This window comes from Sinorhizobium sp. Y406 (genome assembly GCF_058732025.1).
Map to the genome: position 1 here is coordinate 2,881,687 of NZ_CM178974.1, position 25,684 is coordinate 2,907,370.

At 60.3% G+C, this 25,684-nt stretch carries 24 protein-coding genes; 8 read left to right on the forward strand and 16 right to left on the reverse strand.

Annotation, left to right across the window (positions count from 1 at the left end; translation table 11 throughout):
• Window positions 1-98: 98 nt before the first annotated feature.
• Window positions 99-2,084, forward strand: coding sequence for a putative bifunctional diguanylate cyclase/phosphodiesterase (locus AC4P1R_RS13720; RefSeq protein WP_492177090.1), 1,986 nt, complete (start codon window positions 99-101; stop codon window positions 2,082-2,084).
• 278 nt (window positions 2,085-2,362) lie between these two features.
• Here the strand turns inward: AC4P1R_RS13720 and AC4P1R_RS13725 are convergent, their stop codons facing one another.
• The 15 genes from AC4P1R_RS13725 to AC4P1R_RS13795 all read right to left on the reverse strand — a co-directional run bounded on the left by AC4P1R_RS13725 (window position 2,363) and on the right by AC4P1R_RS13795 (window position 16,499).
• Complete coding sequence (locus tag AC4P1R_RS13725) at window positions 2,363-2,647, reverse strand: GIY-YIG nuclease family protein (protein ID WP_492177091.1); 285 nt, start codon at window positions 2,645-2,647, stop codon at window positions 2,363-2,365.
• Between the two features lie 243 nt (window positions 2,648-2,890).
• A complete protein-coding gene (locus AC4P1R_RS13730) occupies window positions 2,891-3,454 on the reverse strand; it encodes a hypothetical protein (protein WP_192803720.1) in 564 nt (187 codons plus the stop codon).
• 143 nt (window positions 3,455-3,597) lie between these two features.
• Window positions 3,598-4,890, reverse strand: coding sequence for a DUF8689 domain-containing protein (locus AC4P1R_RS13735; protein ID WP_492177092.1), 1,293 nt, complete (start codon window positions 4,888-4,890; stop codon window positions 3,598-3,600).
• A 16-nt stretch (window positions 4,891-4,906) separates the two neighbouring features.
• Window positions 4,907-5,854: a type II secretion system F family protein gene (locus tag AC4P1R_RS13740; RefSeq protein WP_492177093.1), complete on the reverse strand. Its 948-nt coding sequence runs from the start codon at window positions 5,852-5,854 to the stop codon at window positions 4,907-4,909.
• A 9-nt stretch (window positions 5,855-5,863) separates the two neighbouring features.
• Window positions 5,864-6,811: a type II secretion system F family protein gene (locus tag AC4P1R_RS13745; protein WP_492177094.1), complete on the reverse strand. Its 948-nt coding sequence runs from the start codon at window positions 6,809-6,811 to the stop codon at window positions 5,864-5,866.
• A complete protein-coding gene (locus tag AC4P1R_RS13750) occupies window positions 6,808-8,256 on the reverse strand; it encodes a TadA family conjugal transfer-associated ATPase (protein WP_492177095.1) in 1,449 nt (482 codons plus the stop codon). Before AC4P1R_RS13750 ends, AC4P1R_RS13745 begins: the two co-directional genes overlap by 4 nt.
• 65 nt (window positions 8,257-8,321) lie before the next feature.
• Entirely contained in the window at window positions 8,322-8,894 is a 573-nt protein-coding gene (locus tag AC4P1R_RS13755; protein ID WP_492177750.1) for a L,D-transpeptidase, read from the reverse strand.
• A gap of 17 nt (window positions 8,895-8,911) precedes the next feature.
• On the reverse strand, window positions 8,912-10,054 hold the full coding sequence (locus tag AC4P1R_RS13760) for a pilus assembly protein (protein WP_492177096.1): 1,143 nt from the start codon (window positions 10,052-10,054) through the stop codon (window positions 8,912-8,914).
• 27 nt (window positions 10,055-10,081) lie between these two features.
• Window positions 10,082-10,693 carry a TadE/TadG family type IV pilus assembly protein gene (locus AC4P1R_RS13765; RefSeq protein WP_492177751.1) on the reverse strand — a complete coding sequence of 204 codons (612 nt, stop codon included), beginning with the start codon at window positions 10,691-10,693 and terminating at the stop codon, window positions 10,082-10,084.
• Window positions 10,694-11,010: 317 nt separating this feature from the next.
• The gene (locus AC4P1R_RS13770) at window positions 11,011-11,493 is read right to left on the reverse strand and encodes a TadE/TadG family type IV pilus assembly protein (RefSeq protein ID WP_492177097.1); all 483 of its coding nucleotides are present in this window, start codon (window positions 11,491-11,493) and stop codon (window positions 11,011-11,013) included.
• Window positions 11,490-13,088 (reverse strand): TadE/TadG family type IV pilus assembly protein, encoded by a 1,599-nt coding sequence (locus AC4P1R_RS13775; protein ID WP_492177098.1) that lies wholly within the window; start codon window positions 13,086-13,088, stop codon window positions 11,490-11,492. The genes AC4P1R_RS13770 and AC4P1R_RS13775 overlap by 4 nt, the downstream gene beginning before the upstream one ends.
• A 265-nt stretch (window positions 13,089-13,353) precedes the next feature.
• The gene (locus AC4P1R_RS13780) at window positions 13,354-13,686 is read right to left on the reverse strand and encodes a pilus assembly protein (protein ID WP_492177752.1); all 333 of its coding nucleotides are present in this window, start codon (window positions 13,684-13,686) and stop codon (window positions 13,354-13,356) included.
• Window positions 13,652-15,139, reverse strand: a complete 1,488-nt coding sequence (locus tag AC4P1R_RS13785) for a type II and III secretion system protein family protein (protein ID WP_492177099.1) — start codon at window positions 15,137-15,139, stop codon at window positions 13,652-13,654. Before AC4P1R_RS13785 ends, AC4P1R_RS13780 begins: the two co-directional genes overlap by 35 nt.
• A gap of 64 nt (window positions 15,140-15,203) precedes the next feature.
• Entirely contained in the window at window positions 15,204-16,205 is a 1,002-nt protein-coding gene (cpaB, locus tag AC4P1R_RS13790; protein ID WP_492177100.1) for a Flp pilus assembly protein CpaB, read from the reverse strand.
• A gap of 96 nt (window positions 16,206-16,301) precedes the next feature.
• Complete coding sequence (locus AC4P1R_RS13795; RefSeq protein ID WP_492177101.1) at window positions 16,302-16,499, reverse strand: hypothetical protein; 198 nt, start codon at window positions 16,497-16,499, stop codon at window positions 16,302-16,304.
• 321 nt (window positions 16,500-16,820) lie between these two features.
• Here AC4P1R_RS13795 and AC4P1R_RS13800 point away from each other — a divergent pair, with 321 nt between their 5' ends.
• The 4 genes from AC4P1R_RS13800 (at window position 16,821) to AC4P1R_RS13815 (ending at window position 19,819) form a co-directional block, all read left to right on the forward strand.
• Window positions 16,821-17,375: an A24 family peptidase gene (locus AC4P1R_RS13800; RefSeq protein ID WP_492177102.1), complete on the forward strand. Its 555-nt coding sequence runs from the start codon at window positions 16,821-16,823 to the stop codon at window positions 17,373-17,375.
• 252 nt (window positions 17,376-17,627) lie between these two features.
• On the forward strand, window positions 17,628-18,341 hold the full coding sequence (locus AC4P1R_RS13805; RefSeq protein ID WP_492177103.1) for a class I SAM-dependent methyltransferase: 714 nt from the start codon (window positions 17,628-17,630) through the stop codon (window positions 18,339-18,341).
• Window positions 18,338-18,742, forward strand: coding sequence for a GtrA family protein (locus AC4P1R_RS13810; protein WP_492177104.1), 405 nt, complete (start codon window positions 18,338-18,340; stop codon window positions 18,740-18,742). Before AC4P1R_RS13805 ends, AC4P1R_RS13810 begins: the two co-directional genes overlap by 4 nt.
• A gap of 51 nt (window positions 18,743-18,793) precedes the next feature.
• Window positions 18,794-19,819: a glycosyltransferase family 2 protein gene (locus AC4P1R_RS13815; RefSeq protein WP_492177105.1), complete on the forward strand. Its 1,026-nt coding sequence runs from the start codon at window positions 18,794-18,796 to the stop codon at window positions 19,817-19,819.
• Between the two features lie 216 nt (window positions 19,820-20,035).
• On the opposite strand, the gene AC4P1R_RS13820 is transcribed toward AC4P1R_RS13815, so the two are convergent.
• The gene (locus AC4P1R_RS13820) at window positions 20,036-21,568 is read right to left on the reverse strand and encodes a hypothetical protein (protein WP_492177106.1); all 1,533 of its coding nucleotides are present in this window, start codon (window positions 21,566-21,568) and stop codon (window positions 20,036-20,038) included.
• Between the two features lie 356 nt (window positions 21,569-21,924).
• On the opposite strand from AC4P1R_RS13820, the gene AC4P1R_RS13825 reads away from it, so the two are divergent.
• From AC4P1R_RS13825 to AC4P1R_RS13835, 3 genes are all read left to right on the forward strand, one after another.
• Window positions 21,925-23,196 carry a glycosyltransferase family 87 protein gene (locus tag AC4P1R_RS13825; protein ID WP_492177107.1) on the forward strand — a complete coding sequence of 424 codons (1,272 nt, stop codon included), beginning with the start codon at window positions 21,925-21,927 and terminating at the stop codon, window positions 23,194-23,196.
• Between the two features lie 209 nt (window positions 23,197-23,405).
• Window positions 23,406-24,491 (forward strand): hypothetical protein, encoded by a 1,086-nt coding sequence (locus AC4P1R_RS13830; RefSeq protein WP_492177108.1) that lies wholly within the window; start codon window positions 23,406-23,408, stop codon window positions 24,489-24,491.
• A gap of 538 nt (window positions 24,492-25,029) precedes the next feature.
• Window positions 25,030-25,623 carry a PE-PGRS family protein gene (locus AC4P1R_RS13835; protein ID WP_151611652.1) on the forward strand — a complete coding sequence of 198 codons (594 nt, stop codon included), beginning with the start codon at window positions 25,030-25,032 and terminating at the stop codon, window positions 25,621-25,623.
• The last annotated feature ends 61 nt before the right edge of the window (window positions 25,624-25,684 follow it).

Here is a 25,684-nt window from a genome sequence, read left to right on the forward strand (position 1 = left end):
TTCCATGATCACGCCAGATTGAACTGTCTGATGCGGTATCAACTTCAGGAAGAAAAGACCCGGAAATGGACAGGCGACGTAACGCGATGGATCGGTGCATGAAGCACACGTTGACCGATATGATTGAAGTCGATCTCGATAATGACCCGCCGAGACCGGCCTCGAGCGAATTGCTGAGCCTCTATCACGAGGAAGGCGAAGGTGCGCGCAAACAGGCGACCAGACAGGGGTTCTGGACGGCCGTCGGCGTCTATCTCCTGTTTTCGGTGACGGATGTGCTGCTGGTGCCGGACGTCGCCGCTTTGACGATCGGGGCCCGTTTCACGATTTCGATCGTTGCGCTCATTATCCTCGAAACACAGTACCGCCTGAACGCCACCGCGAATTCGATCGATTGCACCGCCGCGGCCGCACTGGTCGTCGCCTATGCGGGTTGGCTCTATCCGGCGATGATGACGTCGGACACCGAAAGCATTTCCTACTATATGGTCTTCGGCGCCATCTTCATGATGAGTGTCAACCTGTTCTTCAGCTTCAGGTTTCGACTGTCCCTCTTCGCATCGATAACGATACTTCTGATCTTCTTTGCCGCGGTTCTGTCTTTCCCCCCCGCGGAGGTTTCCTATCGGCTCGCATTCGGCACCTTCAACGTCTCCTGTTTCATCTTCACCTCCTACGTGAACTGGAAGCTCAACCGGGAGCGCTACAAGGTCTTCCTCAATGCCATCGAGGCGAGAATCCAGCACAAGGAGGCGTCGGAGCGCGGAAAGGCGCTGCTGCGGCTGTCGCACACCGATTCGCTGACCGGTCTCAACAACCGCCGCGCCGTGGACCAGACGCTGCGGGACTATTGGAGCGACTGGCAGAGGCGCGGAAAGAGCTTTGCAGCAATCCTCATCGATGTCGATTTCTTCAAGAAATACAACGACTACTACGGCCACCAGGAAGGGGACCGCTGCCTTGTCCTGGTCGCCAATGCCCTGAAGGGATCGATAGAGGCCTGCAACGGCTCCATCGGCCGCTACGGCGGCGAGGAGTTCATCGTGCTTGCGCATATGCAGACAGGCGAAGAGGCCGCCGAGCTCGCGGAAACCATTCGCCGCAACGTCGAAGGCCTGGCCCTGCCGCATCAGGAGCGGCGCGACGGCATGTCCGTCGTCACCGTCAGCGTCGGCGCCGCCTTCACCCGCAACCAGACGGGTTCGAAGCTCGAGAGGCTTATCCACGAGGCCGACCGCGCGCTCTATAGCGCCAAGGCAAGCGGCCGCAACTGCGCGCGCCTGTTCGACCCCAGCGATCCCCTGACCAGCGACGAGAGCGAGAACATCGCGGCACTGCTGAAGATCGCGATCGATCAGGATCTCGTCTCGATGGTCTACCAACCGATCTGCAACGTCGCGTCCGGCAGAATCGACGCCGTCGAGGCGCTGATGCGGCTCAAAATGCTCGACGGTACCGCCGTCCCACCCAGCCTTTTCATCCCGATCGCCGAACGCACCGGCGTCATCCTGGAACTCGGGCGCTGGGCGATAAGGACCGTTTGCCGCGAAATCCTCGCGGTCGATCGCGTTCCGGTCGTCAGCGTCAATGTCTCTCCGATCCAGTTGAAATCGCCCGGCTTCGCCGCTTCCGTCGCGGCAATTCTAGGTGAAACCGGAGTCGCCGGAGCCCGGCTGGCGCTCGAAATCACCGAGGGGCTGGAGATGGAGATGCATTCGGACGTCCTGCGCTGCATCAGCGACCTGAAGACCCTGGGCGTCCGCATCTGGCTCGACGATTTCGGCACCGGCTTCGCCGGCCTGTCATGGCTGCGGCTGATCGATTTCGACACAGTGAAGATCGACCGCTCGTTCCTTCACGATTGCGACACCCCGAGGGGCAAGGCGATGCTGAGGGATATTATCGGTCTCGTGCGAAACCGCGGCCACAAGATCCTCGTCGAAGGCGTGGAAACCGAGGACCAGATGGGGCTCATGCGGCAGTTCCGCATAGACCAGGTCCAGGGCTTCCATGTGGGCCGCCCGAAGCTGGCGGAGAATCTCCGGCTGAAGGCCGCCGCAGGCGCCCAACTGACGCGGGCATGAGCTTGCCGCAGCACTGCGTTTATGACGGCGGCATATTTAGGCGTAGCGGGAACGTCGACGATTTTTCCTGCGCCGCCATCCTCGGGCTTGACCCGAGGATCCAATCGCAAGCACCGTCCCCGCATGGTCCTGTCCGGACTGCATATGCTGTCCTTCCAACGTTAGGGGAGGTTTGTGCGTGGATCCTCGGGTCAAGCCCGAGGATGACGGAAGAGGGATGACGGGGCTTGCAATCCGCAGTCATCCTCGGGCTTGACCCGAGGATCCACGCACAAGCCCTACCAAAGCTCGAAATAGAGGTCCCGCCAGCCCGGATTCATCTTCTCGATGAGTTCGATCTTCCATTGCCGGTACCATCGTTTGAGCGATTTCTCGCGCTGGATGGCAGTGCCGATCTGCAGATGTTCCTCATACCAGACGAGCCGGTCGCATCCGTATTTCGACGCGAAGCCGGGCGTCAGGCCCTCCCGATGCTCAAAGATGCGGCGCTCGAGATTGGAGGTGACGCCAATATAGAGCGTTCCTCTCTTCTGATTCGTGACGATGTAAACATATCCGGCCATGCGGGGGGATGATGCTTGTGCATGGATCCTCGGGTCAAGCCCGAGGATGACGGCGGAGGAGGTGTCATCGACAATCCCGCGACGCGCTGAGGATGCCGCACCCGTTCCTCGTCGGCTGCGGCGCGGTCATACATCCTTCGGGGACAGCCTTCGGCGCCTCAGGAGCCACGGTACGCTTTGCGTCTTAACCTCTCCTCCCCCGTCATCCTCGAGCTTGACCCGAGGATCCTCGTACATCGCGCTCTACCGCACCTTGCGAAGAATGAGCTTGCCCTCGGGCGAGATCGAGCGCTCGTAGCGCGGCAGGTCGGCGATCGACGTGCCGCCGCTTTCAGCAGCCGAAGTATCTTCCGCCACATCCGGGCCACCGGCCGGAGCCCCGAGCGAAGGTGCGAGGCGTTGCGTGACGCCCTTGCCCGGCGCGCTCAGGATTACGGAGCCGCCGGAGGCCGGCGCCGCGAAGCGTACGCCGCCGTCGAATTTCCCGATTTCCTTCCGCAGCCCTTCCAATTGCTGACGGACGATTGCAAGTTCGTCGGCCTTGGCGCCTTGCACGACATGCCGCCCCTGCTTCTCGATCTGCAGTTTCAGCCCGTCGATCGAGCGCTTGACCGCAGCGATGGCCTCCCGACTTTCGCGCACATCCGCGGCATTCTTCGCCGTATAGAGCAGCATGCCGGCATTCAGCGGCAGGAACACCACCGCCAGCGCGATAAAGGGCGCGAAGCGCGACCGGGCGGGCTCCTCGGCAACCCCTTCGCGCCGTACGCCATCGAGTTCCACGTCGACATTCGCCAAGCTGACCATGGCTCTCACTCCGCCGCCAATCGCATGTCGCCCAAAAGTGCACATCGGTTTTGGGGCGACGACATGCACAAAAACAATCGCAGGCCGAAGCCCTCGAACATATCCCCGGGGGCCCATGCAGGGCGGAGAGGCATCATCCACGCTCAATCCGACGTGAATACCCCTTCCCAGGCCCGTTCCAGCAACTCCAGCGACGCTACCTTCCGCACTCCATTGAATTCGCAATAGGACCCGATGAAATCCAGGAGATACTTCGGATGGTAGCAGGACGCCAGCGATTCGCCACTGTAACGATGATCGTAGAACAATTCCAGGTCGCGCGCCGAGAGCTCCACATCGACGCTCAGCGCATAGGCCTCGAAGATCTGGAAAAAGTCCTCGCGGGAGGGCGTGTTGACGAAGATCTTGTATTTCAACCGGCGCAAGCCCGCCTCGTCGGAAAGATCCCGCGGCGCGATATTGGTCGAGAACACCACGAGCTCGTCGAACGGGACCTTGAACTTCTTGCCCGTATGCAGCGTCAGGAAATCGTAGCCGCGCTCGAGCGGCACGATCCAGCGGTTGATCAGCGCCTGCGGCATGACCTGCTGGCGTCCGAAATCGTCGATGATGAAGATGCCGCCGGAAGCCTTGAGGTGGATCGGCGCCTCGTAGACGTTCGAGCCCTCGCCCAGGGTCAGGTCGAGAAGATCGAGCGTCAGCTCGCCACCGGTCTTGATCACCGGCCGTTTGCACTCGACCCAACGCCGGTCGGCCTTTGGATAGATTGCCGCGCCAGCCGGTTGGTGCACCGCCTCGTCATAAAAACTGATGACGTAGCCACCGACCTCGATCGCATAGGGGACGAAGATCGTCTGCCGGAAGAGGCGCGCGGACCGCTCGGCAATGCTCGTCTTGCCGTTGCCGGGCGGCCCGTAAAGCAGGATCGATTGCCCGGAATTCATTGCCGGCCCAAGCTTTGCGATCAGCGACGGCGAAAGCACGAGCCCTTCAAGGGCGTCGGTCAGGACCTCCGGCGTCACGCGCTCGTGATGGATCGTCTGCAGTCCGATCTGGCGGCAGAAGGCGTCGAGCGAGACCGGCGCCGGCCCCACATAGCTCGACTGCCGCAAGGCGGCTTGCGCATATTCGACGCCCTTCGATGACAGCGCATAGCGGATATCGGATCTGACGTCCTCGCCGGCAAGCCCGCGCGCCTCGAAATAGGCAAGCTTGGTGAGCTCCTTGATCAGGAGATTGACGACCGCCTTGGAGAGCTTCATGCGCTCGGCCAGATGCGACGGCGTCACCGTGTCCTGCTCGGTCGCGCATTTCGCCGCAAGCCGCAGCAGGAACGACAATTCGAGCCCGGTTTCCTCGACGCTCATCGGCGCCAGCGGCATCCGGGGATCGAGCGTGGCGGCGAAATCTTCACGAACTTCGTCGAGCGAGTGCATGGGGATCTCCTTCCTCTCAACCACCGGGCGACAGGCCGGCGAGCAACATAATTACACGGATTACGATGGGAACGAGCACGATGACTAGGCTGACCGGGAACAGGAAGCCGCCAAGCGGTAGCAGCATCTTGATCGGCAGGGCATTGGCTTTTTCCTCCGCCCGCACGATGCGAAGATCCCGCATCTCCTTGCTGTAGACCCGGAGCGTCTGGGTGACGCTCGTGCCGAGTTCCTCCGATTGGCGGAAGAGCACGGCAAGCGCGCGCGCCTCGTCAATCCTGAGCCGCGCCGCAAGGTTGGCGAGCGCCTCGCGCAGTCGCCGGCCACCACGCACTTCGAGCATCATGATCGCAAGATGCAGGCCGAAATCCTGCTTCTTGCTGACGAATTCCCGCGCGACGCGGTTTGCCGCCGCCTCGAGGCTCATGCCCGCATCGAGACAGACGATCAGCATATCCATGAAATCGGGAAAGAGGCGGCGATACTCCCGCTCCTTCGCGTCGCCCCGCCGGTCGATATAGATATTCACCAAAATGAAGGTCGCGCCGGCGGCGAACATCGCGACGAGGAGCGTCATCAGCCGCGACGTTTCCGGCATGAAGCGGTTCACGGCCCAGACTGTCGCCACCAGCACGCCCATGCAGACAATCGCGCGGACCGTCTGGAAGGTCGTGACGGCATTGGCGCTGAAAAAGCCAGCGCGAATCAGCCGGTTCTGCGTCGAATTGGCGTTGGTGTCGCGCCGGGTGATCTCGAAATAGCGGCGGATCAGCCGGTTCTCCGCCTCGCCGAGCTCGTCGATCGCCGCTTCGCCGACGTGAAATTCCTCACCGCCTGCCCTTGCACGCGCCTCCGAGAGCCGGACGCCGACCGCGCGGCGACGGAAGACGACCTCCGACGCGACGGCGGAAAAGATCAGAACCGAGAAGAAGACGACGAGGTAAATGCCGTACTCGTTCCACATGGCGGCACCTCAATATTCAAAGTTGACCATCTTGTAGAGAATGACGTTGCCGATCGCCATCACGACCAGGAGGCTCGTGACGATGATCGAGCCGTAGCCGCTGTTCCAGACCGGATCGAAATAGTCAGGCGACAGCGCCTTGATCATGCTGTAGAGAAGGAAGGGGTAGGCGGACATGAAGATCGCGGTGATGCGTCCTTCCGCCGAGATCGACTTGACCTTCGCCTTCAGCATAAAACGGTCCCGCAGAGTCTTGGAGAGGTTCTGCAGGATCTCGACCAGATTGCCGCCGGTGCCGGCCTGGACGCTGAGCGAAATGGCCAGCAGGTTGAGATCTTCGACCCCCACCCGATCATTGAGGTTGATCAGCGCGTCGTCGAGCGTGACGCCATAGGTCAGCTCGTCTGAAAGGAGGCCGAACTCGCTGCCGATCGGATCCGGCATCTCGCGCGCGACCAGCGAAATCGCCGCGGGCAGCGGATGCCCGGCCGCAAGGCTGCGCGTCGCGACATCGAGCGCCTCGGGCAGCTTTTCCGCGAACTTGCGCATGCGGGTCACCCGTGCCCGCCAGACAACGATAACGGGGATCAGCAGGCAGATCGCAAGAAAAACCGGGATGCGGATCAGGTTGGTCGGCACGAAGAACTGCACGACGAGCCAGGCGGCAAGCGCGCCTGCGACACCATAAAGCGTGAAGCGCTTGCCGTCGAACTTGATGCCTGACTGCACGTAATATTGACGCAGCCGCTGCATCAGCGGCAGCGAACGCCACTCCGCGCCGCGTTCCTTCAGCATATCCCGGTAGATCTCGCGGTGGTCTTCATTTGCCGCGAGCAGGCTCAGGCGATGATTGACCGCTTTTGTGCGTTCGGAGGTCCGGAAGTAGCCGCGCAGCAGCGCTTCGGCGGAAATCAGTGCCGCGACGAAGACGGCGCCGTAGAGGAGCAGGAGTGTCATTTCTTGCCTCCCGTCTGCAACGGCTTGCCGGGCTCGAAGATCGACTGTGGCACGATGATGCCGACTTCGGCGAAATCCTCGACGAAGCGCGGCCGGAGGCCCGAGGCGCGGAATTCGCCGACGATACGGCCGTTCTCGTCGGTGCCGGTCTTCTTGAAGCGCATGATCTCCTGCATCTGCACGACCTCGCCCTCCATTCCGGTGATCTCAGAGACGGAAACGAGCTTGCGGCTGCCGTCGCTCAAGCGCTGCACCTGCACGATCAGCGTGATCGCCGAGGCGATCTGCGAGCGGACGCTTTGCGGGGTCATCGGCATGCCGGCCATGCCCACCATCTGCTCGAGGCGGCTCACCGCATCGCGCGGGGTGTTGGCGTGGATCGTCGTCATCGAGCCTTCATGGCCGGTATTCATCGCCTGCAGCATGTCGAAGGCCTCTTCGCCGCGCACTTCGCCGACGATAATGCGGTCCGGGCGCATGCGCAGCGCGTTCTTCAAAAGCTCGCGCTGGCGGATCTCGTTGCGCCCATCGAGCGTCGGCGGCCGGGTCTCCATGCGGCCCACATGCGGCTGCTGCAACTGCAGTTCCGCCGCGTCCTCGATGGTGATCAGCCGCTCCTTCGGCGAGATCTGCGAGGAGAGCGCATTGAGCAGCGTCGTCTTGCCCGAGCCGGTACCGCCGGAAATGACCATCGACACCCGGCCCTTGACGGCGGCGCTTAAAAGAATGCGCATCTCCTCCGCCATGGCGCCGAATTCGACGAGGCGCTCCATGGTCAGTGGCTTGCGGGTGAATTTGCGGATCGAAACCAGCGGCCCGTCGATCGAGATCGGCCGGATCGCGACGTTGACGCGCGAGCCGTCCTTGAGGCGGGCATCGACCATCGGGGTCGACTCGTCGACGCGGCGGCCGACCGCCGAGACGATCTTGTTGATCACCCGCAGCAGGTGGTCCTCGTCCTTGAAGCGCACCGCCGTGCTTTCGAGCACGCCCCTCCGCTCCACATAGACGTTTTTGTAGCCATTGATGAGTATGTCGGCGACGCTCTCGTCCGCGAGCAAGGGCTCGATCGGCCCGAGGCCCAGCATCTCGTCTGTGATGTCGCGGACGAGGTCGTTGATTTCCTTGGCGTTGAGGGCTGAGTTGTTGCGGCGGATATAGTCCTTGACCAGCGGCCGGATCTCCGCGGCGATCTCTTCGGTGTCGAGCGAGTCGAGAATGCCGAGGTTGATATGATCGAGCAGGTGGCGATGGAGGTTCACCCTCTCGGAGACCATGTCCAGCCCAAGCGGCGACGGCTCTTCGCTTGGCGCGTCGGTGACTGCCGCGGCCGGCGCGGCCGCGAGCGCCGGCGCCGCGCCTGACGGAAATTCGACAACCGGACCGCTCTCCGCTCTCTCTTGCGGCGGCTGCTTGTAAAAGCGTCCTATGAACCCATTCGCCATCAGCCTTACTCCTTACACACACTCGTTACTCTGCGGGTGCCGCTCACCCCCTCTGGCCTGCCTCCCTACTTCACCACCACCGTCGCCCCCAGCTTCACCCGGTTGTAGAGATCGATCACGTCGGCGTTGCTCATCCGGAAGCAGCCGGAGGAGGCGAATTCGCCGACGGTCGATTGTTCGTTAGTTCCGTGGATGCGGTAGAGCGTGTCCGCCCCGCCGCGGTAGAGATAGATGCCGCGCGCGCCCATGGGATTGAACGGGCCCGCCGGCACGAGATCCGGCAATTCCGGCGCGCGCGCCTTCATCTCCGTCGGCGGGCGCCAGTCGGGCCATTCCGCCTTGCGACCGATCCTGACGACGCCCGTCCAGCGGAAACCGTCGCGGCCGACGCCGATGCGGTAGCGGAGCGCACTGCTGCCGGAGAGGACGAGGTCGAGCGTCCGCTCGTCGCTCTTGATCACGATCGTGCCGGCCGGGTGGGCTTGGGCGGCATTCACCATGGTCGCCGTCGTCTGGCCGAGATTGCGCGGCACCCGCGCGCTTGCCGCTTCCGCGATCGCAGGGAAGGTAAGCGGGACCAGCACCAGCAAGGCGCCCGCCAATCGGTGCCACGCCTTTCCCGCCTGCCGCTTGATCATGTCCTGTCCGCCCGCCTTCATTTCACCAGTGCTCCGAGCTTTCCGACGGCGCTGCAGAAGCGCGAGCGCGCGTTGACCTCGACCGGCAGCACGCCGCGGTCGAGCGCCTCGCGCAACGTCTCCCAGTCATAGGCGACCATATGGGCGTGAATGTCCTTGAACACCTGGTCGATCTGCTTGCGGCTGACGCCGAGGCTGAAGAGCCGGGTGCGATATTTGTTGACCACCAGGAAGATCGAGGCCGGACTGCCGCGGAGCCGCGTCAGATGCAGGAAGAGGTCCCGCGCCTGGTGAAGCGCGGGGATGGTCATCTCCGTGACGATCGTGACGCTGTTGACCGATCTCAACACATCGTCCTTCCATGGCGTACTGTAGTAGGGCATGTCGATCACGGTCTCGTCACTTTCGAAGGCCGCGACATCCAGCATGCGCAGCACCAGTTCCGCGCCCTTGGGCGACCAGAGGACCAAGGGCTGCTTGAAGGAGAGAAGCGAGAAGCCGCTCGAATGGCGCTTGCGCACGAGGTCGATGAATTCGAGATCGACGCGCGTGGGATTGGCGATGACCGGCATCAAGTCATAATCATTGACGAGGTTCAGATAATAGCCGAGCGAGCCGGAGGAAAAATCCATGTCGAAGAGATCGACGCGCGGCGTGCCGACCTTCTTCGGCTGCGCCAGCACATGGGCAAGCGAGGAGGCGATCACGCTCGCCCCCGCCCCGCCGACAGCCGAAACGACCGCGTGCACGCGGCTGCCGGTGGCGCCCGCCGTCGGCGTATGGGTCGAGATCATGTCGATCAGCGCCCGGCGGTCGAGCGGCTTCTTCAGCCAGTCGCTGCCATTGAGGCGGATCAAAAGCCGCATCCGCTCGTCCGTCAGCTCCTCGGAGACGACGACCAGCGGAATGGTGCGGTGATTGGCGCGGAAGGAGAAGAGCTCCGGCTGCTGCAGCACCTCGCCATTGTCGACGTCGAGCACGATCATATGGAATTCGGCCGGATCGATACGGCCCTTTTCTCCGAGCGCCTTCAGCGCCATGTGGCGGACATTGTAGCGAGATAGGGAGCCGAAGGTGTCGAGCATGAAGCTCGCAGCCGCGGCATCGTCGGAAAGGACGAGGATCTTGGTGGTCCCTACGAAGTTCATATGGGCTGTCATCTCGCTTCCCCACGCAATATCAAAGGTTTAGCAGGTTGAGCATGTTCTCAGGTCTTCGGTCGTGATCGTCACCGGATGGGCGGGTATGGTGATGGTATTGATCCCCAGCAGGCCACCCAGGAGCGGCAGGTCGAAGGTGATGTTGCGAACCTCGAGCCGCATGGTCAGCACCGGCCCCTCCGGTCGACCCCAATAGCCGAGGCCCGAGCGCTGGTAGGTGACGACGAGGTTCGCGGGCTGAATACGCCAGTTGATGTCGCAGATGCCGGGCCGCGGATCGCCCGCAGTACCGCAGGCGCCGTCGCTGCCGCGCACGATCCGACTCAGTCGGGCGGCATCACAGGCCGCATAGCCCGGGCCGCAGCTCACGGAGATCGTCGCATCGTTTGGCGTCGCGTCCCCATTGTTCAAAGGGTTCGCAGCGCCCATTGGAAATGCCGCGTCAAAGGACGCTTGGCTCACCAGCGGATCGGAAACGGCCGCCAATCGCGCACCATATTGCAGCGCCTTCACCGTTTGGTTCCACTGCGACATCGCATAGCCAAATTCGACGAAGGCGGCAAAGACCAGCAGCACGATCGGAAACGTGATCAGCGCCTCGGAAAGCACGACGCCGCTTTCTTCTTTGCGGAAGGGCATTATGAATGGGCATGGCCATGAGGTCGGGCCGCGAAGCCTCGCTGCGAGGAGCGCCAGACGCCCCAATGCACCACCCTCATCCCTGTGCTTGTCACAGGGATCCAGCCACGGTGCGTCCGCACCGTGAATGACTACCTTGGACTGTGCGCCCAAGCGGACGCTGGCCCACCCATCACATTGTTTCTCCCGCGCCGCCGACGCGGCGCTGCTGGATTCCTGTGACAAGCACAGGAATGAGGGAGGACTGGTTGCGCGGCCGACCAGCGGAGCGGCCTGCCCCATCCGATCACGTAACGCCTGTTCATGTACCCGTTCGGCTACCATCCCATGTACCTCTCTTCATGCGAGACGCTGATGGTGATGGCGCCGATGCCGAGCCAGCCGAAGAGCGGCGAGGCCTCGTAAAGATGCGCGGTTGCGAGCGTGATCGTGCCGTCGGCGCTGACAGGCGTGACGGTGATATCGGCAAGGCTCGGCCCCCAGCCGGGCACCCGCAGCGCCGCGCCCGCCGCCGGTGCCTGCGTTCCGTAATAGGCGATCGTTTTCGCCGTTGCCTCCGCGCAGGTGGCGGTATAGGTCGGCGAAGACGGCCGGCAGCGGGAGAGATAGCGGCCCGCATCGCGCAGGCCCGCATCGATCTGCATCCGCTCCCACATGACATTGCCGAATTCGAGAATGCCGACAGCGAAAAGCGTTACGAACGGCACCGCCAGCAGCGCCTCGGCAAGAACGGCTCCCTCTTCCTTCCGCCAGAAGGTGCCCTTGGGCCGGTACTCAACGAGATGTTTGAACGCCCTCATCGTACCAGCTCCGCTTCTTCCCGCAGGAACTCGTCCAGAGTGCCGCGCCCGCCCTTGCCGGTGATGTCGATCATTTCAAGCGAGAGATAGCGCTCGCTGCTCTGCTTGATCGCCGGCTTCGTCGCGAACATGCGGGCGAAGGCGATCGCGCGCGTATCGGTGCTGTGCCCTGTCAAACGGCCGGAATTGTACTCGTGCTTGCAATTCACGACGGCCGCGAAGATTTCCCGGCGATCGCCATAGTCGCCACTGCTGTAATTCGAAAGATCGGGTCCGGAATAGCATTGCCCGCCGGTCAGGGGAGCGCCCTTTTCGCCACTGTTGGACGCGTGATTGAGCAGATTCGGATCGTTGAGCTCGTAGCGATAGACGTCATAGGCCGAAGGCTGCGACGGCGACCCTGTTGGCGACGGATAGCTGGAATGATTGCTCAGGATATCGGCGGTCGAAGGAACGCCTGTGCCATGCGCAACATTCCAGTAGGTGTTGTATTGCCAATTGTTGCCGGTGCTGATCTTGCCGCCGGCAAGCGAGCTCATCGACGCCCCGTAGCCGAGCGGCACGGCTAGGTTGACATCGCCGACCGTGCTCCCAGCCATGACCGGATCATAGTCGCTGCAGATCTTGTTGGCACCACCTGTCTGTGTCTGCGCCGAGCGAACATTGCGTGCCGGGCGATAGCGGCCATTATTGCTCGCGCTCTTGAACGACCCGCCATAGAGGCCGAAGCGCGTGTTGAGGCCGGCCTCCACGGGGCCGGCGTTAGCACCCGTCTTGGTTTCCAAAGCGTCCTGCTTGTAGCACACACCCGGGGCGCCGGTTGCCAAGGCTTCCGCGAGCACATTCGCGCCATTTCCATAGGTCGAAAGAAAGCCGAAATTGCCGGGGCCGGGAGAACTCGAAGACGTGCTGTGAAGCTCGATCTGCACGCCGTAGAGATTGCCGGCGGCAAAATTCGTGTGCAGCAGTTCTTCCGCCTCTTCGTTGTTGGTGCCCGAGGCGTTTTCATACGGATTGCAGATATAGATCGGCGTCACGTCGCAGGCGCTGGCGCGGTAGACCGCCACGGCATCGGCGGCGACGTTGATCGTATCCCGGGTGAAGCCGACGGGCACCGGGAAGATCGTGGTCATTGCCTGCGGCTTGGCGACCACGTAGGCATAGGATGCCTCATTCGCATTCGCCGCCTCGAAGTTGCTCAGCGGATCGATTCTCGTGTCGTCGTTCGCCGGTATGCTCTTGAGGTAATGGACGGTCACCGTGCTGCCGGCATCGTTTCCTGCATCATAATTCACGGTTATATGAGAGCCGAGCGACATCCCGGTGCCGCCGCCACCGAAGGCGGCGTTGTTGGCAAGCGTCTCGATTGCCGCATTGGCCCGGTCGATCGCATCGTCACGACCGTCGAGCTCGCGGGCACCGGCGAGCGCCATGGCGTCGACGGCATTCTGCAGGTCGGTGTGGAGATTGCCCGTGCGACCGACATCGATGACTATCAGTGAAAAGCCGAGCAGAAGCGGCATGGAGATCAGCGTCAAGGCGATGACGTAGCCACGGTTATCGTCCAGGAAGCGTTTGATTGCCTTACTCAACATGGCATGCTCCTCGGATCGCGGCGGAATGTCCGCCACGGCTTGGCTGCCGTCAGAAGCGAAGCGGCTCCGGACGACGATGTGCTTAGTACAAGGGCGGAATCTTCAAAAATATCAGCGGTTATCCGCCCGCATCCCGCTTCTGAACTTATAAAATCTATTCTCGGGTCACCCGAACCGGGCCTTGGCCAAGGATCGAGACAAGCCTAGTATTTCCTTTACTTATCCAGCGGCCCTATTGCCGCTGTCCATGCTTCGGACCGCCCCCTTATCGAGTGGCGGAATTCGTTCCATTCGGCGGCGTCGCCATCGGCAGGATCACCGCCGACGGCGGCGGCGCACTCGTCTGTCCGCCGCCCTGATAGGTGCGCATCGCCCGATTGATGACCTTGCCGTCGCTCGGGATATTGGTGTTCTGCGCCACCCGGGGGAAGGGCTCCTGGATGTGGATGCCCTTGTTCGCCTCCACCGCATTGCCCAGCCCGAAGGTGATCGAATCGCGATGGTTCAGGTAATCGGCGCAACCGGAAAGCAGACCCGCTGCCGTCAGAACCAGGAGAAGGCGCTTATTTCTTTGAAACAACAACTTGGCCTCCCACATCAAGATCGAGACGGTGGCCATATGGGCCCTTCACGCCTTCGCCAAGGCGAAAGCGGCGCAGCATGTCCTTGTCCACTTCCAGTATGCCGAGCGCGAAAAGCTCCGCATCATTCGACGAGCGCGTCTGGTCGAGCGGGCTGTAGAGATCCTCGCCCGGACGCGACGGCCGCACGATATGCGGGGTCACGACGATCACGAGGTCCGATTCCCGCTTTAGGAAGCTCGTGGACCGGAACAGCGCTCCAATGACCGGAACTTGCCCCAGCCACGGCAATTGCTGGACATCCTTGGAATTGACCGATTGCAGGAGCCCCGCCATGGCGAAGCTCTGGCCGTCGCGGAGCGCCACCGTGGTGCTCGCTGCGCGCGAGATGAAGCCCGGATTGCCGTTGACATTGATGGACGTATCGAGCTCCGACACTTCCGGCTGAACCTTCAGGCTGATGATGCCGTCGTCGAGCACCACCGGCGAGAAGGTGAGCCGCACGCCGAAGGGCCGATAGTCCGTCTCCGTCGCAACCGTCGCACCATTTGCCACCGTCGTTTGGATCGGCACTTCGCCGCCGGCATGGAAGCTCGCGGTCTCGCCGCTGAGCGCGATCAGGTTCGGCTGCGCCAGGCGCCGCACCAGGCCCTTTTGCTCCAGCGCATTGATGACGATGTCGATCTGCCCGCCGGAGATCTCCAGCACCTTGGCGATCAACTGCCCGAAGGGCTGCATTCCCGTTGCAGCACCGGCGGCATCGCCGAGCGTCCGGACGAGCGAGCCGTCGTCCACCGCGATCCCCTGGCTGTGGGTCGCCTTGCCGATGCCGTTGCGGCCCTGCCCCGACCAGCCGATGCCGAGGTCGCGGCCGGTCTGGCGCGAGGCCTCGATGATCCGCACCTCAAGCATAACCTGCTGCGATTCGGCGACGCGAAGCTGGTTCATCACCGGCTCCTCGGAATAGGATTGCGCAATCTCGACGACCCGCTGCAGCTCTACCGCGTCACGCACCGTGCCTGCCAACCGAATGCGATTGTTGGAGTTGAAGACCTGGACTCTGGACGAGGGCGCGGCGGCGCGGACCGCGGACGCCACTTCGCTGAAATCGCTGGCGACGCGGACGTCGATGACGCCGATCAACTGCTTGTTGTCGTCATAGATCGAGATATTGGTGGCACCGAGGGCCTTGCCGCGGATGAAGAGCGACTGATCGGAAAGCGGCACAACGTCGATCAGTTCCGCGCTGCCGATCACCAGGTCGCCAAAGGTCTTGCTCGTCCGGATGGTGACGGTGTCGTTCGGCGGCAATGTCACCTGCTCTACCGAACCAGTGAGGTTGATATACTCTTCCTGGGCATCGGCGGGGCCGACGAAGCCGGTTCCCCACGACCCGAAGGCGATCGCTGCCGCGGCTGTGACCGCGAGGGCTTTGGCACGCACCGCCCCCCTGTTCAGTCCCCTCAACATCCCCGCTTCTGCCTCCGCTCCTCGTTCGGCCGCTAAAGCCCCTGCGGCGAGCCACATCTTCATTTCACTGGATCAATCCGACTCGGTGCTCCTCGCGCTTCGTCGTATTCCAGACGCCGACCGTCGCCCATTTTGGCTGAATCGGCAAGGCCGGTTCTACCGTACGTTCCACAATTTGTAACTGCTTTTCTTTAACAGGTTGTTTCATTTTGTCTTCGACCGAGTCGATCCGGTTGCCGAGCTCGTCCCCGACCTTCTGCACCAGCTTCTCGATCGTATCGAATCGCCCGTCATCAGCCTTATTCGCGAGTTCGTTCGAAACCAGCCCGCCGCCGAGATCGGCAATCGTGATCGGTCGTGTCTGCTCGACGTCCGATGAAGCGATGTTGCGCAGCGCCAGCGAAAGCGTGCCTATGCTGGCGCCAAGTGTCAGCCGCTGCGCCTCGTCCGTCGACACCTCAAAGGTGACGGTCTTGACGACGGAGGGCTCATCCTTCCGCTCGTCTGCCGTCTGGTCCACTGCCAGCACCTTCACACCCTGAAGGAGCACATCGACATAGGTCTGTTCGTTGCCGTTTCTCTGATTGCGAATGGCGCGAGTCAGGAGCACGTCGACGCGATCCGACGGACGCACGAAACCGGCGACGCCGAGCACGTCATTGACACGAATGGAAATGGCCTTCATGCGCTGGTCGAGTGCCGCCGAAAGAGTCGCCCGCTCGCCAGCACCAGTGATCTTGGAGGTTAAAACTGGTTCTCCGGGATCGATCGCCTCCATGGCATAACGCGGCTTAGTCTCGTCGCCGATAACTCCCTCGATGGTTTGGAACGAGCCCTCGGGCCGCTCAGCGGAAGGCCAGGGAATGGTCTTCAGATTTTCCGACATCACCCGGTCGCCGAAGCGCATGGGCTTGGCGGCGACAACAAGCGTCCTTTCCTCAGTCTTGGGGGTGCTCAAGGCCGCGAGCCGCGCCTGCTCATCGGCGAGATAGGTGCGCGTCCCGAAGACCGCCACACCGGCAAGTACAACAGCAATAGAAAGACTCATGATCGTCGAGGAGCGCATCGCCGATATCCCATACATGATCGAAATATTTTGTTCAAAAATTGTTTAAGTAACAGAGAGGGGTCAAAAAAACCCCTCTCCTGAATGAAACTTCGATTAAGACGGAACACTATCGTCCAACACGAGGAAGAATCCAGCCCAGTTGTTCCATGCCGTCGACAGGTTTGAGCCAGCCAAAGTTACCGCAGCGATCACCCCGCCAACGAGCAGACCAAGAAGGATCAGATATTCCGACAGCGCGACACCATCTTCTTCCCGCGCGAAAGCGCGTACCGTAGACATTACAGCTTTCATCGAGAAATCCTTTCAAAATATATTTCGCGTGACCGCAATTTCCCCCGGCCCGCGCCATCGTCGAGACCACCTCGTCGATGGGTACGATTAATAAACCGTTAACTACTACTTCGTCAACCACTAAGATGTAGCCATTTACGGCATCTCTATCTTATGGTTAAAATGGAACATAAGGATAACCCGTTTCGAGTTGGAATTAGTCGTACGATTATTACATGGTGATTAGTGGCTTTACGCCTTTATAACCCAAATGGGTTAGAAGTCATCGAAAAACGATTTGAAGATAATCAATTTCGACCACACCGAGGGGCCTCATATAACATGATTGTAGGCATCAACATTATAACCATCGCCGCCGTTTTCCTTCTCCTCTATGCCGCCTGGAGCGATTTTCGCCTCTGGAAAATCCCAAACAGCGTCGTGCTGGCGCTGATCGTCGTCTACGCAGTCGATGCCACGCTGCGGCTCCTGGCGGCGAACGAAACCGGTGGCGCGCCGGGACTGCTGATGGAGCAGGATCTCGGCGCCACGCTCTTCTCCTTTGCCGGCATTGGCGGAGATCTCGCCTCCGGCCTCCTACTCTTCGCCCTCGGCTTCACCCTCTGGTGCTTCCGCCTCTTCGGCGCCGGCGACGCCAAGCTTTTCCTGCCGATCGGTCTCTTCGTCGGCTGGAACGGCATGCTGCCCTTCGCGATCTTCCTGCTGATCGGCGGCGTGCTCATCATGCTGGCGCTCAGATTGCCGATGCCGCTGCAGTTCACGCATTATGCGTTAGTGATGCGCCTCCAGGAAATCCGCGCCACCCGCAAAATCCCCTACGGCGTCATCATGGTCGCCGCGGCGCTTGCGGTGATGAGTATGCGTCCTGGTGTCTGACGGCCGCCGCGTGCAACAGCGTGGTCTGGACTCCGCTCCGGTCGGAGTCACGGGTGCGTATTCTTGAACAGGCTCTCCAAGTCTTCCATCTGGAGGGAAAGAGGACCTCCGGATGAGGCTCTGCTATTTCCGCCTATGACCGAGTTCGGGCAGAAGCCTTGCGCCTTGCGCAGCTGTTATTCTTGTTTAAAAATACTTTATCATTCTGGATGTACATTGACCAGACTTTGAGCAGAGAGGGGGGGAGGACTGATGGATCTCAAGGAGGAACTGATCCTAGGCGACAGTGTTGAAAGCCACTGGTACTACAAGAGCAAAGCTCAGGCGATGCGGACATACGTCCCGCTTGAGCGTTGTCGCGACTTACTCGACGTCGGAGCAGGCTCCGGTTTCTTCACGCGTTATCTTCTCAAGACCACAACAGTTGAACAGGGGATCTGCGTCGATATTGGGTACCCATACGACTGGGACGACACTGTCAACCAGAAGCCGCTGCGCTTTCGGCGGTCACCTGGAGACGCCAGTGCTGACCTCCTTCTCTTTATGGACGTGTTGGAACATCTAGACGATGACCGGGGACTTTTGTCCAAGTATGTGGAGCGTATGAAATCGGGTTCCTTTGTGTTCATAACCGTTCCGGCTTTCCAGTTTCTATGGAGCGGGCATGACGTGTTCCTTGAGCACAGGCGGCGCTACACGATTCAATCCGTCGAAAAGCTCGCCCAGGCCGCAGGGCTTCGGACAGTTCGGAGCTCATACTACTTCGGCTTCGTTTTCCCGTTTGCGGCGTGCCGGAGGCTCGCTCGCAATTTCCGGGCCCCCCGGTCTGCGCCGACGAGTGATCTTCAGCGCCACTCACCGGTGACAAATGCCATATTGACTGGCTTGTCAGCACTCGAACGCCCGCTCCTCAAGTATAATCGCCTGGCAGGGCTCTCAGTGTTTCACCTGGCCACGAAGCCATGAGCGCCCTTCGTGTCTCCACTTGGAAGAGGGAAGTCTTAACGGCCTCGCGATTCAGTGCAGTAGGTCTTTCAGCGACGCTCATCCATGGCCTCGTCGCATATGCCCTTCTTCTCGGGGTAAGTTGGCCTCTTCTCTTCGCCAACAGCACTGCGTTTCTGACCGCGGTCGTATGGTCCTACCTGGGTCACGCGCGATGGACCTTCAAGCGGAAGCAACTGGGTTGGGCTCCGTTTCTCTCATTTTTTCTCGCCTCACTGATGGTCTATGGCGTGATCACGGCCCTGATATTGGGCGTTCAGGCTCTGGCCCTGCCGGACAGCCTTGCGATTGCCGCCGCGATAATCATGGGGCCCCTGACGAGCTTCCTCATCAATCGCTTTTTCATCTTCATCCCTAGGTAGGGTAGGCAGGTCCGCTAGCGCCCGCTAGGGTGGCAACACCGATGAGCCAAAATGCATGAGCTTCAAAATCAATCCGGACCAACTGCGATGCGTCCCAACTGTCCCTTGATATCCATTCTTGTCCCCATGCATAACGAGGAGGACACAATCGATCGCTTCTTCGAGGAACTCGATCGCGCGATCTTCGGGTTGGATTGTCGTTTTGAGATCATTTGCGTGAATGACGGCAGCCAGGACAGAACACTTCTGAAACTGGTGCAGCGCGCCGAGGCCGATCCCCGCGTCTGCGTCATTGACCTCTCCCGGAATTTCGGCAAGGAGGCCGCACTGACAGCGGCGCTTGATCACGCCCGTGGGGACGCGGTCATCCCAATTGATGCAGACCTTCAAGATCCGCCGGAGCTCATTGCGGACTTCATCGGGCGCTGGCGCGAGGGCTTCGATGTGGTGTATGGGATTCGGACCAGTCGAAGGTCCGACAGCGGCTCGAAGCGGGTTACCGCCCGTCTTTTCTATAACTTGTTTAACCAGCTCTCGGCAGTGCCTATTCCGAAAGACGTCGGCGATTTTCGCCTCCTTGATCGCAAAATCGTCTGTTATCTAAAGCAGCTCCCGGAACATAACCGCTTTATGAAAGGGTTATTTGCCTGGGTGGGAGGGCGTCAAATTGGCGTCCCTTTCGAACGGAAGGCGCGGATCGGTGGACAGACCAATTGGAACTACTGGAAGCTGTGGAACTTTGCGCTCGACGGGATTACGAGTTTCTCGACATTACCGCTTCGCCTCTGGAGCTATCTTGGATTTTTCTTCGCCCTGATCGGATTCGTTCGAGGAGCCTACCTTATCGCCCGCGTGCTGATTTACGGAGTCGATGTTCCCGGGTACGCATCGATAGCTGTAGGCGCACTCGTCCTCGGGGGATTGCAGATGATTTCTCTAGGTATCATTGGGGAATATGTCGGACGGATCTATTTGGAATCAAAGCGACGACCTCCCTACTTTATTTCAAATATTGTGCGCGGATCTGACCCACAGCCGCATGCCGATTCCGACGAAGCCCCTTTGCTCCGAGATTAATCCGCCCCCGGATTTCCAAGATGATCTCAGCCCTTAGGGCCTACGCTCTACTGTCGTTTTCGTTCGCGTTTGGTATCAAGCCTTCTGTGTTTGTTTCCGGCGAAGGCCTACCCTCGGAAAGATCGAGGCGCTGATCATTGTGAACAACCGTCGAGGACGGCATCGGCATAGGTCGCGTTGCCGCGCCTCCTGCCAGGCGGCGATGGGCTTTATAGGTCACGGGCCGTTGCGAATATAAAGCTCAACGTCCCTGTTCTGCGCCTTGAGAACATAGTTGGACATGAGCTGCTTGAGCTCTGGATCTGCCAGCCCCCACGCCTTCCAATCCAAGGAGTCGTCACGTACGTCGATCAACAGTATGTCTGGCCGCGCCTTTCGAATGTCAGCGGCAAGTATGGATCGATCCATTTTGATCCAATTTTCCAGCCTCCTCCTTTCTTCTGAGTCGCGACCAAGGCGTCGCGTCCGAATTTGGCGGGTTGCCGCTTCCGATATCCATTGACTGACCACAGTGCCGCTCCAAATACCATTAACACGACGTACCAAGGGATGACTGATCCCGAGGTCCCCGGAAATGGCAAGGATCCGGGAACGGCTTGAAATCTCCCGAATGAATGGTTCCAAGGAATTTGATGGTTGAGCATTCGGCATAAAGCGGAATGCTGCCGATACCAGTAGCGCAATCGCAGCGGCGATTCTGACCAGGTAGCGAGGTGGAGCTTGCCCCCGCTCCCTGTTAACCTGCCACCAACACCCCAAGGCGTCCTTGAGGACCAAATAAAGCAATAGAGCAGCCGCTGGGTAATAGTGATACGACCAGCCCTTGCCTTGTTCGAAGTAGCCGATAACGAATCCTACTGCAGCAAGAACAGGAATAACGGAGCTCGCAGAAACGATTCTGCTCCCGGCGGTATAGAAATAGATAATGGCTGCGTTGATGACGGGAAAAATGAGCAATGTTAGCCAGACAATCGAAATGCGATCGGGCCTGTAAACCTCCACCACAATAGGGAAGACATTGGTCCAATACATAGGAAAGAGGAGGAAGACACTTCCGACGTAAGCCAGGAACACTGTTAAAATCAGCCAATTTTCAGGGCAAAATAGCGGCCTAACAGACCGAGCGCGCCAAGCTAAGTACAATTGCGGAAGTAGTATTGCTGCAGCAAAATGGGGCTTAACAGAAACGGCGAGGCCAGCGGCCATACCTGCCGCAAGACTCTCGAATTTTGTTATCCTTGCAGTCCGGAGTGTTCTACACTTCATGATCGCCAGCATAGGCAGCAGGGCGATTACGCCTACGTGCTCCCGCTGAGCGAATGAGTTTCCGGCAAGGATACCGAAGGCAACGAAGGCCGCAATCGTAGCATGAGTTGCGTTCCCTAAGAGCTGATGACGAGCAAGTAAACGACCAGAAAACCACAATCCCGCTACTAGGGCTGCGATTATCTGCACCAAGAGGACGTATTCTGCCTCAATCCTAGAATACGTGGCTATCCAGACGGCTGGAAGATAAATGAGAACGGACGCGGGTGGATTGGTTTCCAAGATATCAGAATAAAGTCGCTCACCATTCAGGACCCTCTCTCCAATAGCGGTCAACAAGCTCACGTCGGCGACACCTGGATTTGCAATCTGAATCAGGGCCGCTATGAGGAGGAGAGATGATGCTTGCACAACCAGGAGCAACGATGAATTAGCAAACTTGGCCCGCTCATTACAATGAAGTATTTCTACTATTTTTTTCATAGAAAGTCCTCGTCGTATCCAAAAGCATTTCTTTTTTATGGTTTGGATATAGCCTTAAACTAGGTTATGTATTTAGTTGAGGATTGACGCTAGATTATAATTCCATGGCTTTCTACGGCTCCCACCCCCGTCAACCTCGCCTCCTGCACCCACCCGGTCAACTCGCACCGACATCGAAAGCAACACGTGCTACGACCGTGCCGGTGACTTTATCTTGAGTCTTGGCTATAGTGGCGCTCCTCGGTATACCGGTGATTTTTTGAAAATTGAGTTTTCTGTGCATCTTTGCATTAATGCTCAATGGCTCAAATGAGGTCAAATATTTTTCAATATATTTTATTTTTAAGGAAAATTCAATGACCGACTATCAAGAGAATTTGCAACTCAGCTCGCTAGAAAAACGGCTCCTCAAACGCACGAAATTCATCTTTGGTACGATCCTCATCGTTCTGATGGCACGTGTTCTTTATTTTTCCGGACTTCTCAGCTTAAGCAGTGAAACCAAACTTATCGATTTCGACGTGTTCCATGTTGTCTCCATGGCCGTCTGGGATGGTAACATCGCGCGGACCTATCATTCCTCACTTCTTCTGGAACTGATGGAGACTTACAGGGGAGCGCACAGTCTGATGCTGTGGGCATATCCACCGCCATTTGATCTATTTATTGCACCACTGGGCTTATTCTCATTGGGCTCTGCCTATACGATCTTCATTGGCACTACATTCTTGCTCTGGGTATGGATAGTCCATCGCCTGGCGGGACCCCTTACTCCGTTGCCGGTTCTGATGACCTTTCCCGCCATCATCATGGAGATATCCTGCGGCCAAAATGGATTCATGACGGGGTTCCTCCTTGGCGCCGCCGGTTTGCTTGCCCGCAGCAAAAGGGGAGCCGCGGGCCTGCCTCTTGGAATGATGATTGTTAAGCCGCACCTTGCCGTCACCTTGGGCCTCCTTTCGATTCTCCTGCGCATGTGGAAAGTGATAGCCGTTGCCGCGGCGGCTGCTTTCGTCCTCTGTGCGCTATCGACCGTCTTCTTCGGATTGGAAATCTGGGAGGCCTACCGAAATGGCGTTCGGGAAAGTGCAGTGCTTCTGAACCTGGGGGCCTTTCCCCTTTTCCGAATGGTTTCGGTCTATGCTGCCGTCAGATCGTTCGCACTACCCTCGGAAATCGCCTTTGGTGCCCAGGTCATCACTTCGCTCTTCGTGATCTTCGTTATCATCCGCGTGACCCTGAACGCGCGGCCAGAAAGAGCAATCGCGCTTTCGGTGCTCGCCGCGCCGTTGATTACCCCCTATGCCTACGACTACGACTTGCCGATCGCGACAATTGGCCTGGCAATGATCGCAAAGGATTTCGTGAACTTCAGCACGCTGTCGGAGAGAAAGTTCGCCTACTTCTGTGGTTTCGCCTCCAGTGGCTTGGGCACCGCGCTTTATCTCGTCTCCACGCAAATGGAGCCCACCACCGCTTTGGATGCGGGGGGCCCCCCGACGCTTGCAGGCTTCTTTTATTTGGGTCTTTTCATCGTCGTGTGGCGAATCCTGTGCCGGGCCGAGGCGGCGACGGAAACTTCCAAGCCCGCAGCATTGACACAAGTCACCAGCCAATGCACCGCGTAGTGTGCCATTCGTGGGTAAGCGTATGGCTGAGGCCTCCCCTGCCGCGCCACTCGGCGTGCGACTCCGCACCGGGAGCCCGAAAACCACCCGCTACACCCATTCGGCTACCCTCCCCAAACGGGCGTAGACGAATTGCAGGCTCTCATTTTTCCGCGAGCGGCCACAAGATGGCGGGTGCGCATGACCGGGCATTGCGTGGAGATACGGCGATGGCAGACTCTCGTCCCTTGTCGGATGACGCACCGAATACGAACACCGATCAAAGCAGCGTCGCCGCCGGGCATCTCGCGCTGGTTCCGACCTGGCTTCCCCTCGATATCGCCGGCGATTCTGGCCAGAACGCCGCCGGCAACGGCGGCGACGGCACCAGCGTCGGGGTAATCGGCAGCAACACGCTCGCCATGTTCGTACCCTCCAACTTGGCAATCGCCGGGCCGCAGTCGAATGCCAGCGCTGAACAGGGCAACAATGCCCTCATCTATCAGCATGCGACCGAAATGGCCGGCATCGGCGGCGACGGCGGCAGCGGCAATCAGGCGATCGGCAGCGTCGGCAATTCCAATCTCGCCGGCAATGGCGGCAACGGCACGTTTTTCGGCAGCCTGCTCAGCACCGATGTCGCGGTGTTCGCGCCGGTGAACACCGCCGTCGCCGCCGGACCGGGCGCGACGGCCACTGCCGAGCAGACCAACAACGCGGCGATCCTCCAGGGCGCGACCCAGGTCGGCGGCGTCGGGGGCGCGGGCGGCGACCATAATAGCGCGGGCGGCGCGCCAGCCGCTTCCGCCGGCGCGACCTTCACCTTCACCGGCGACAATTATGCCGGCCATGGCGGCGACGGCACGTTCATCGGCAGCATGGTGGACGTGAATGTCGCCGTGTTCTCGCCTATCAACATCGCCGTCGGAGCCGCCGGTGGCAATGCCCAGGCGACGCAGACGAACAATGTGATCTTCGACCAGGGCGGCGTGCAGATCGCCGGCATCGGCGGCAATGGCGGCGGGTTCAATTTCGCTTCCGACACGATCTTCACCGGCAATGCCGTCGGCGACGGCGGTGGCGGCGGCACCGGCACGTCGACCGGCAGCATGGTCGACGTCAATATCGGCTATTTCCACCCGATCAACATCGCCGTTCCCGCCGGCGGCACGGCCGAGGCCGATCAGCTCAACCACGTGCTCTATGACCAGCACACGCTGCAGCTCGGCGGCGTCGGCGGAGCCGGCTGCGAGGGCAACATTGCCGACGCCAATTCGGCGCTCGTCGACGACGTTCTCGCCCTGGTGAACGTCTGAGGCAGGCATTCGACAGAGCCGTGCCGTGATGCCCCCCTCTGCCCTACCGGGCATCTCCCCCACAAGGGGGGAGATTGGCAACCGGCGATCTGACCGCTCCACCAATTCAGCTGTTCGCGTTGACCAAGCGCTTCGGCATCTGCTGGCTGGACCGCACCTTTTCCATCCGACCTGACCGTGGGCTACAGGCCCTTCATTTACAGTTGTGTCCGCGTCAGCACCGTCGAGGTTGCACGGCAGCGCATCTGGCCGATCTCCCCCTTGTGGGGGAGATGCCCGGTCCACCCTCCGCAGCTGCAGCGCGGCTCCTGCGGAGGGTGGACCGGGCAGAGGGGGGGTGCTCCGTTCGGCCGCGGACGCCAATGGTTTCAGCATGTCCTGAAGTTCGCACCCTAGCCAAACGAACGTCCCCGAATGTCCGGCTGGCCGCTCTTCTCCGTCACGCGCACCATAGCCTTGTCGTGTCCCGCCCGCGGGCGGTGTCCCTTGGCATCGAACCGCTCATGACAACGGGGCAAGCAAGCAGAGGAGCGACGTCATGCCTATTGCGCAAGTTTCGACAGACACGATCAACCTGACCAATCCCATCGCCGGCGACGCCAATGCCGGCAATGGCGGCGATGGCACCAATAATGGTGATATCTTCTACAACCCGGTCGCCAATGTCTCCAACGTGCAGACCGTCGTGGGCTCCGCCCCAACAGTCTTCAACGGCGATATCGTCGGCCAGACCGCCGGGTGGACCGCGGGCAACGCCGATGGTGGCGACGTCGTCCAGATACCGATTGCCGTGCTGGCAGCCCTCACCAATACCGGGACGGGCGGTGCCGGCGGCAGTGCCGACTCGAACGGCGACCAGAGCAATACGAGCGGCGGCAACGTCGCGGCCGTGTCCGCCGACACAACCGCCACGCAGAACACCACGCTCGTCGCCGATCAGAGCGCGACGATCCTTGCGGGCGTAGGCGGCGCGGGCGGCTCCGGCAATGCGGCCGTCGGCGGCGATATTTCCGCGGCCCTGGTTCACTCGAGCCCGATCGCGGAAACCACGACCACGACGAATACCACGACAGTCTCTGCTCTTCTCGACGATATCGCCAACATAGGCGGGATCATCGACATCGGCGTCTGATACTCGACGACGACCGCCGGCCGCGGCCGGCGGTCGTCCTCTTCGCGGGCGCCGCGCGGTC

Coding starts and splice junctions, on each gene's coding strand:
- AC4P1R_RS13835 (WP_151611652.1), top strand. CDS start 25,030: ATGCCTATTGCGCAAGTTTCGACAGACACGATCAACCTGACCAATCCC.
- AC4P1R_RS13740 (WP_492177093.1), bottom strand. CDS start 5,854: ATGTGGAACGAGTACGGCATTTACCTCGTCGTCTTCTTCTCGGTTCTG.
- AC4P1R_RS13765 (WP_492177751.1), bottom strand. CDS start 10,693: ATGCCCTTCCGCAAAGAAGAAAGCGGCGTCGTGCTTTCCGAGGCGCTG.
- AC4P1R_RS13810 (WP_492177104.1), top strand. CDS start 18,338: ATGAGCGCCCTTCGTGTCTCCACTTGGAAGAGGGAAGTCTTAACGGCC.
- AC4P1R_RS13725 (WP_492177091.1), bottom strand. CDS start 2,647: ATGGCCGGATATGTTTACATCGTCACGAATCAGAAGAGAGGAACGCTC.
- cpaB (WP_492177100.1), bottom strand. CDS start 16,205: ATGCGCTCCTCGACGATCATGAGTCTTTCTATTGCTGTTGTACTTGCC.
- AC4P1R_RS13775 (WP_492177098.1), bottom strand. CDS start 13,088: ATGTTGAGTAAGGCAATCAAACGCTTCCTGGACGATAACCGTGGCTAC.
- AC4P1R_RS13720 (WP_492177090.1), top strand. CDS start 99: ATGAAGCACACGTTGACCGATATGATTGAAGTCGATCTCGATAATGAC.
- AC4P1R_RS13830 (WP_492177108.1), top strand. CDS start 23,406: ATGGCAGACTCTCGTCCCTTGTCGGATGACGCACCGAATACGAACACC.
- AC4P1R_RS13815 (WP_492177105.1), top strand. CDS start 18,794: ATGCATGAGCTTCAAAATCAATCCGGACCAACTGCGATGCGTCCCAAC.
- AC4P1R_RS13780 (WP_492177752.1), bottom strand. CDS start 13,686: ATGTGGGAGGCCAAGTTGTTGTTTCAAAGAAATAAGCGCCTTCTCCTG.
- AC4P1R_RS13800 (WP_492177102.1), top strand. CDS start 16,821: ATGATTGTAGGCATCAACATTATAACCATCGCCGCCGTTTTCCTTCTC.
- AC4P1R_RS13730 (WP_192803720.1), bottom strand. CDS start 3,454: ATGGTCAGCTTGGCGAATGTCGACGTGGAACTCGATGGCGTACGGCGC.
- AC4P1R_RS13805 (WP_492177103.1), top strand. CDS start 17,628: ATGGATCTCAAGGAGGAACTGATCCTAGGCGACAGTGTTGAAAGCCAC.
- AC4P1R_RS13750 (WP_492177095.1), bottom strand. CDS start 8,256: ATGGCGAATGGGTTCATAGGACGCTTTTACAAGCAGCCGCCGCAAGAG.
- AC4P1R_RS13785 (WP_492177099.1), bottom strand. CDS start 15,139: ATGTTGAGGGGACTGAACAGGGGGGCGGTGCGTGCCAAAGCCCTCGCG.
- AC4P1R_RS13735 (WP_492177092.1), bottom strand. CDS start 4,890: ATGCACTCGCTCGACGAAGTTCGTGAAGATTTCGCCGCCACGCTCGAT.
- AC4P1R_RS13760 (WP_492177096.1), bottom strand. CDS start 10,054: ATGACAGCCCATATGAACTTCGTAGGGACCACCAAGATCCTCGTCCTT.
- AC4P1R_RS13795 (WP_492177101.1), bottom strand. CDS start 16,499: ATGAAAGCTGTAATGTCTACGGTACGCGCTTTCGCGCGGGAAGAAGAT.
- AC4P1R_RS13745 (WP_492177094.1), bottom strand. CDS start 6,811: ATGACACTCCTGCTCCTCTACGGCGCCGTCTTCGTCGCGGCACTGATT.
- AC4P1R_RS13770 (WP_492177097.1), bottom strand. CDS start 11,493: ATGAGGGCGTTCAAACATCTCGTTGAGTACCGGCCCAAGGGCACCTTC.
- AC4P1R_RS13755 (WP_492177750.1), bottom strand. CDS start 8,894: ATGATCAAGCGGCAGGCGGGAAAGGCGTGGCACCGATTGGCGGGCGCC.
- AC4P1R_RS13820 (WP_492177106.1), bottom strand. CDS start 21,568: ATGAAAAAAATAGTAGAAATACTTCATTGTAATGAGCGGGCCAAGTTT.
- AC4P1R_RS13825 (WP_492177107.1), top strand. CDS start 21,925: ATGACCGACTATCAAGAGAATTTGCAACTCAGCTCGCTAGAAAAACGG.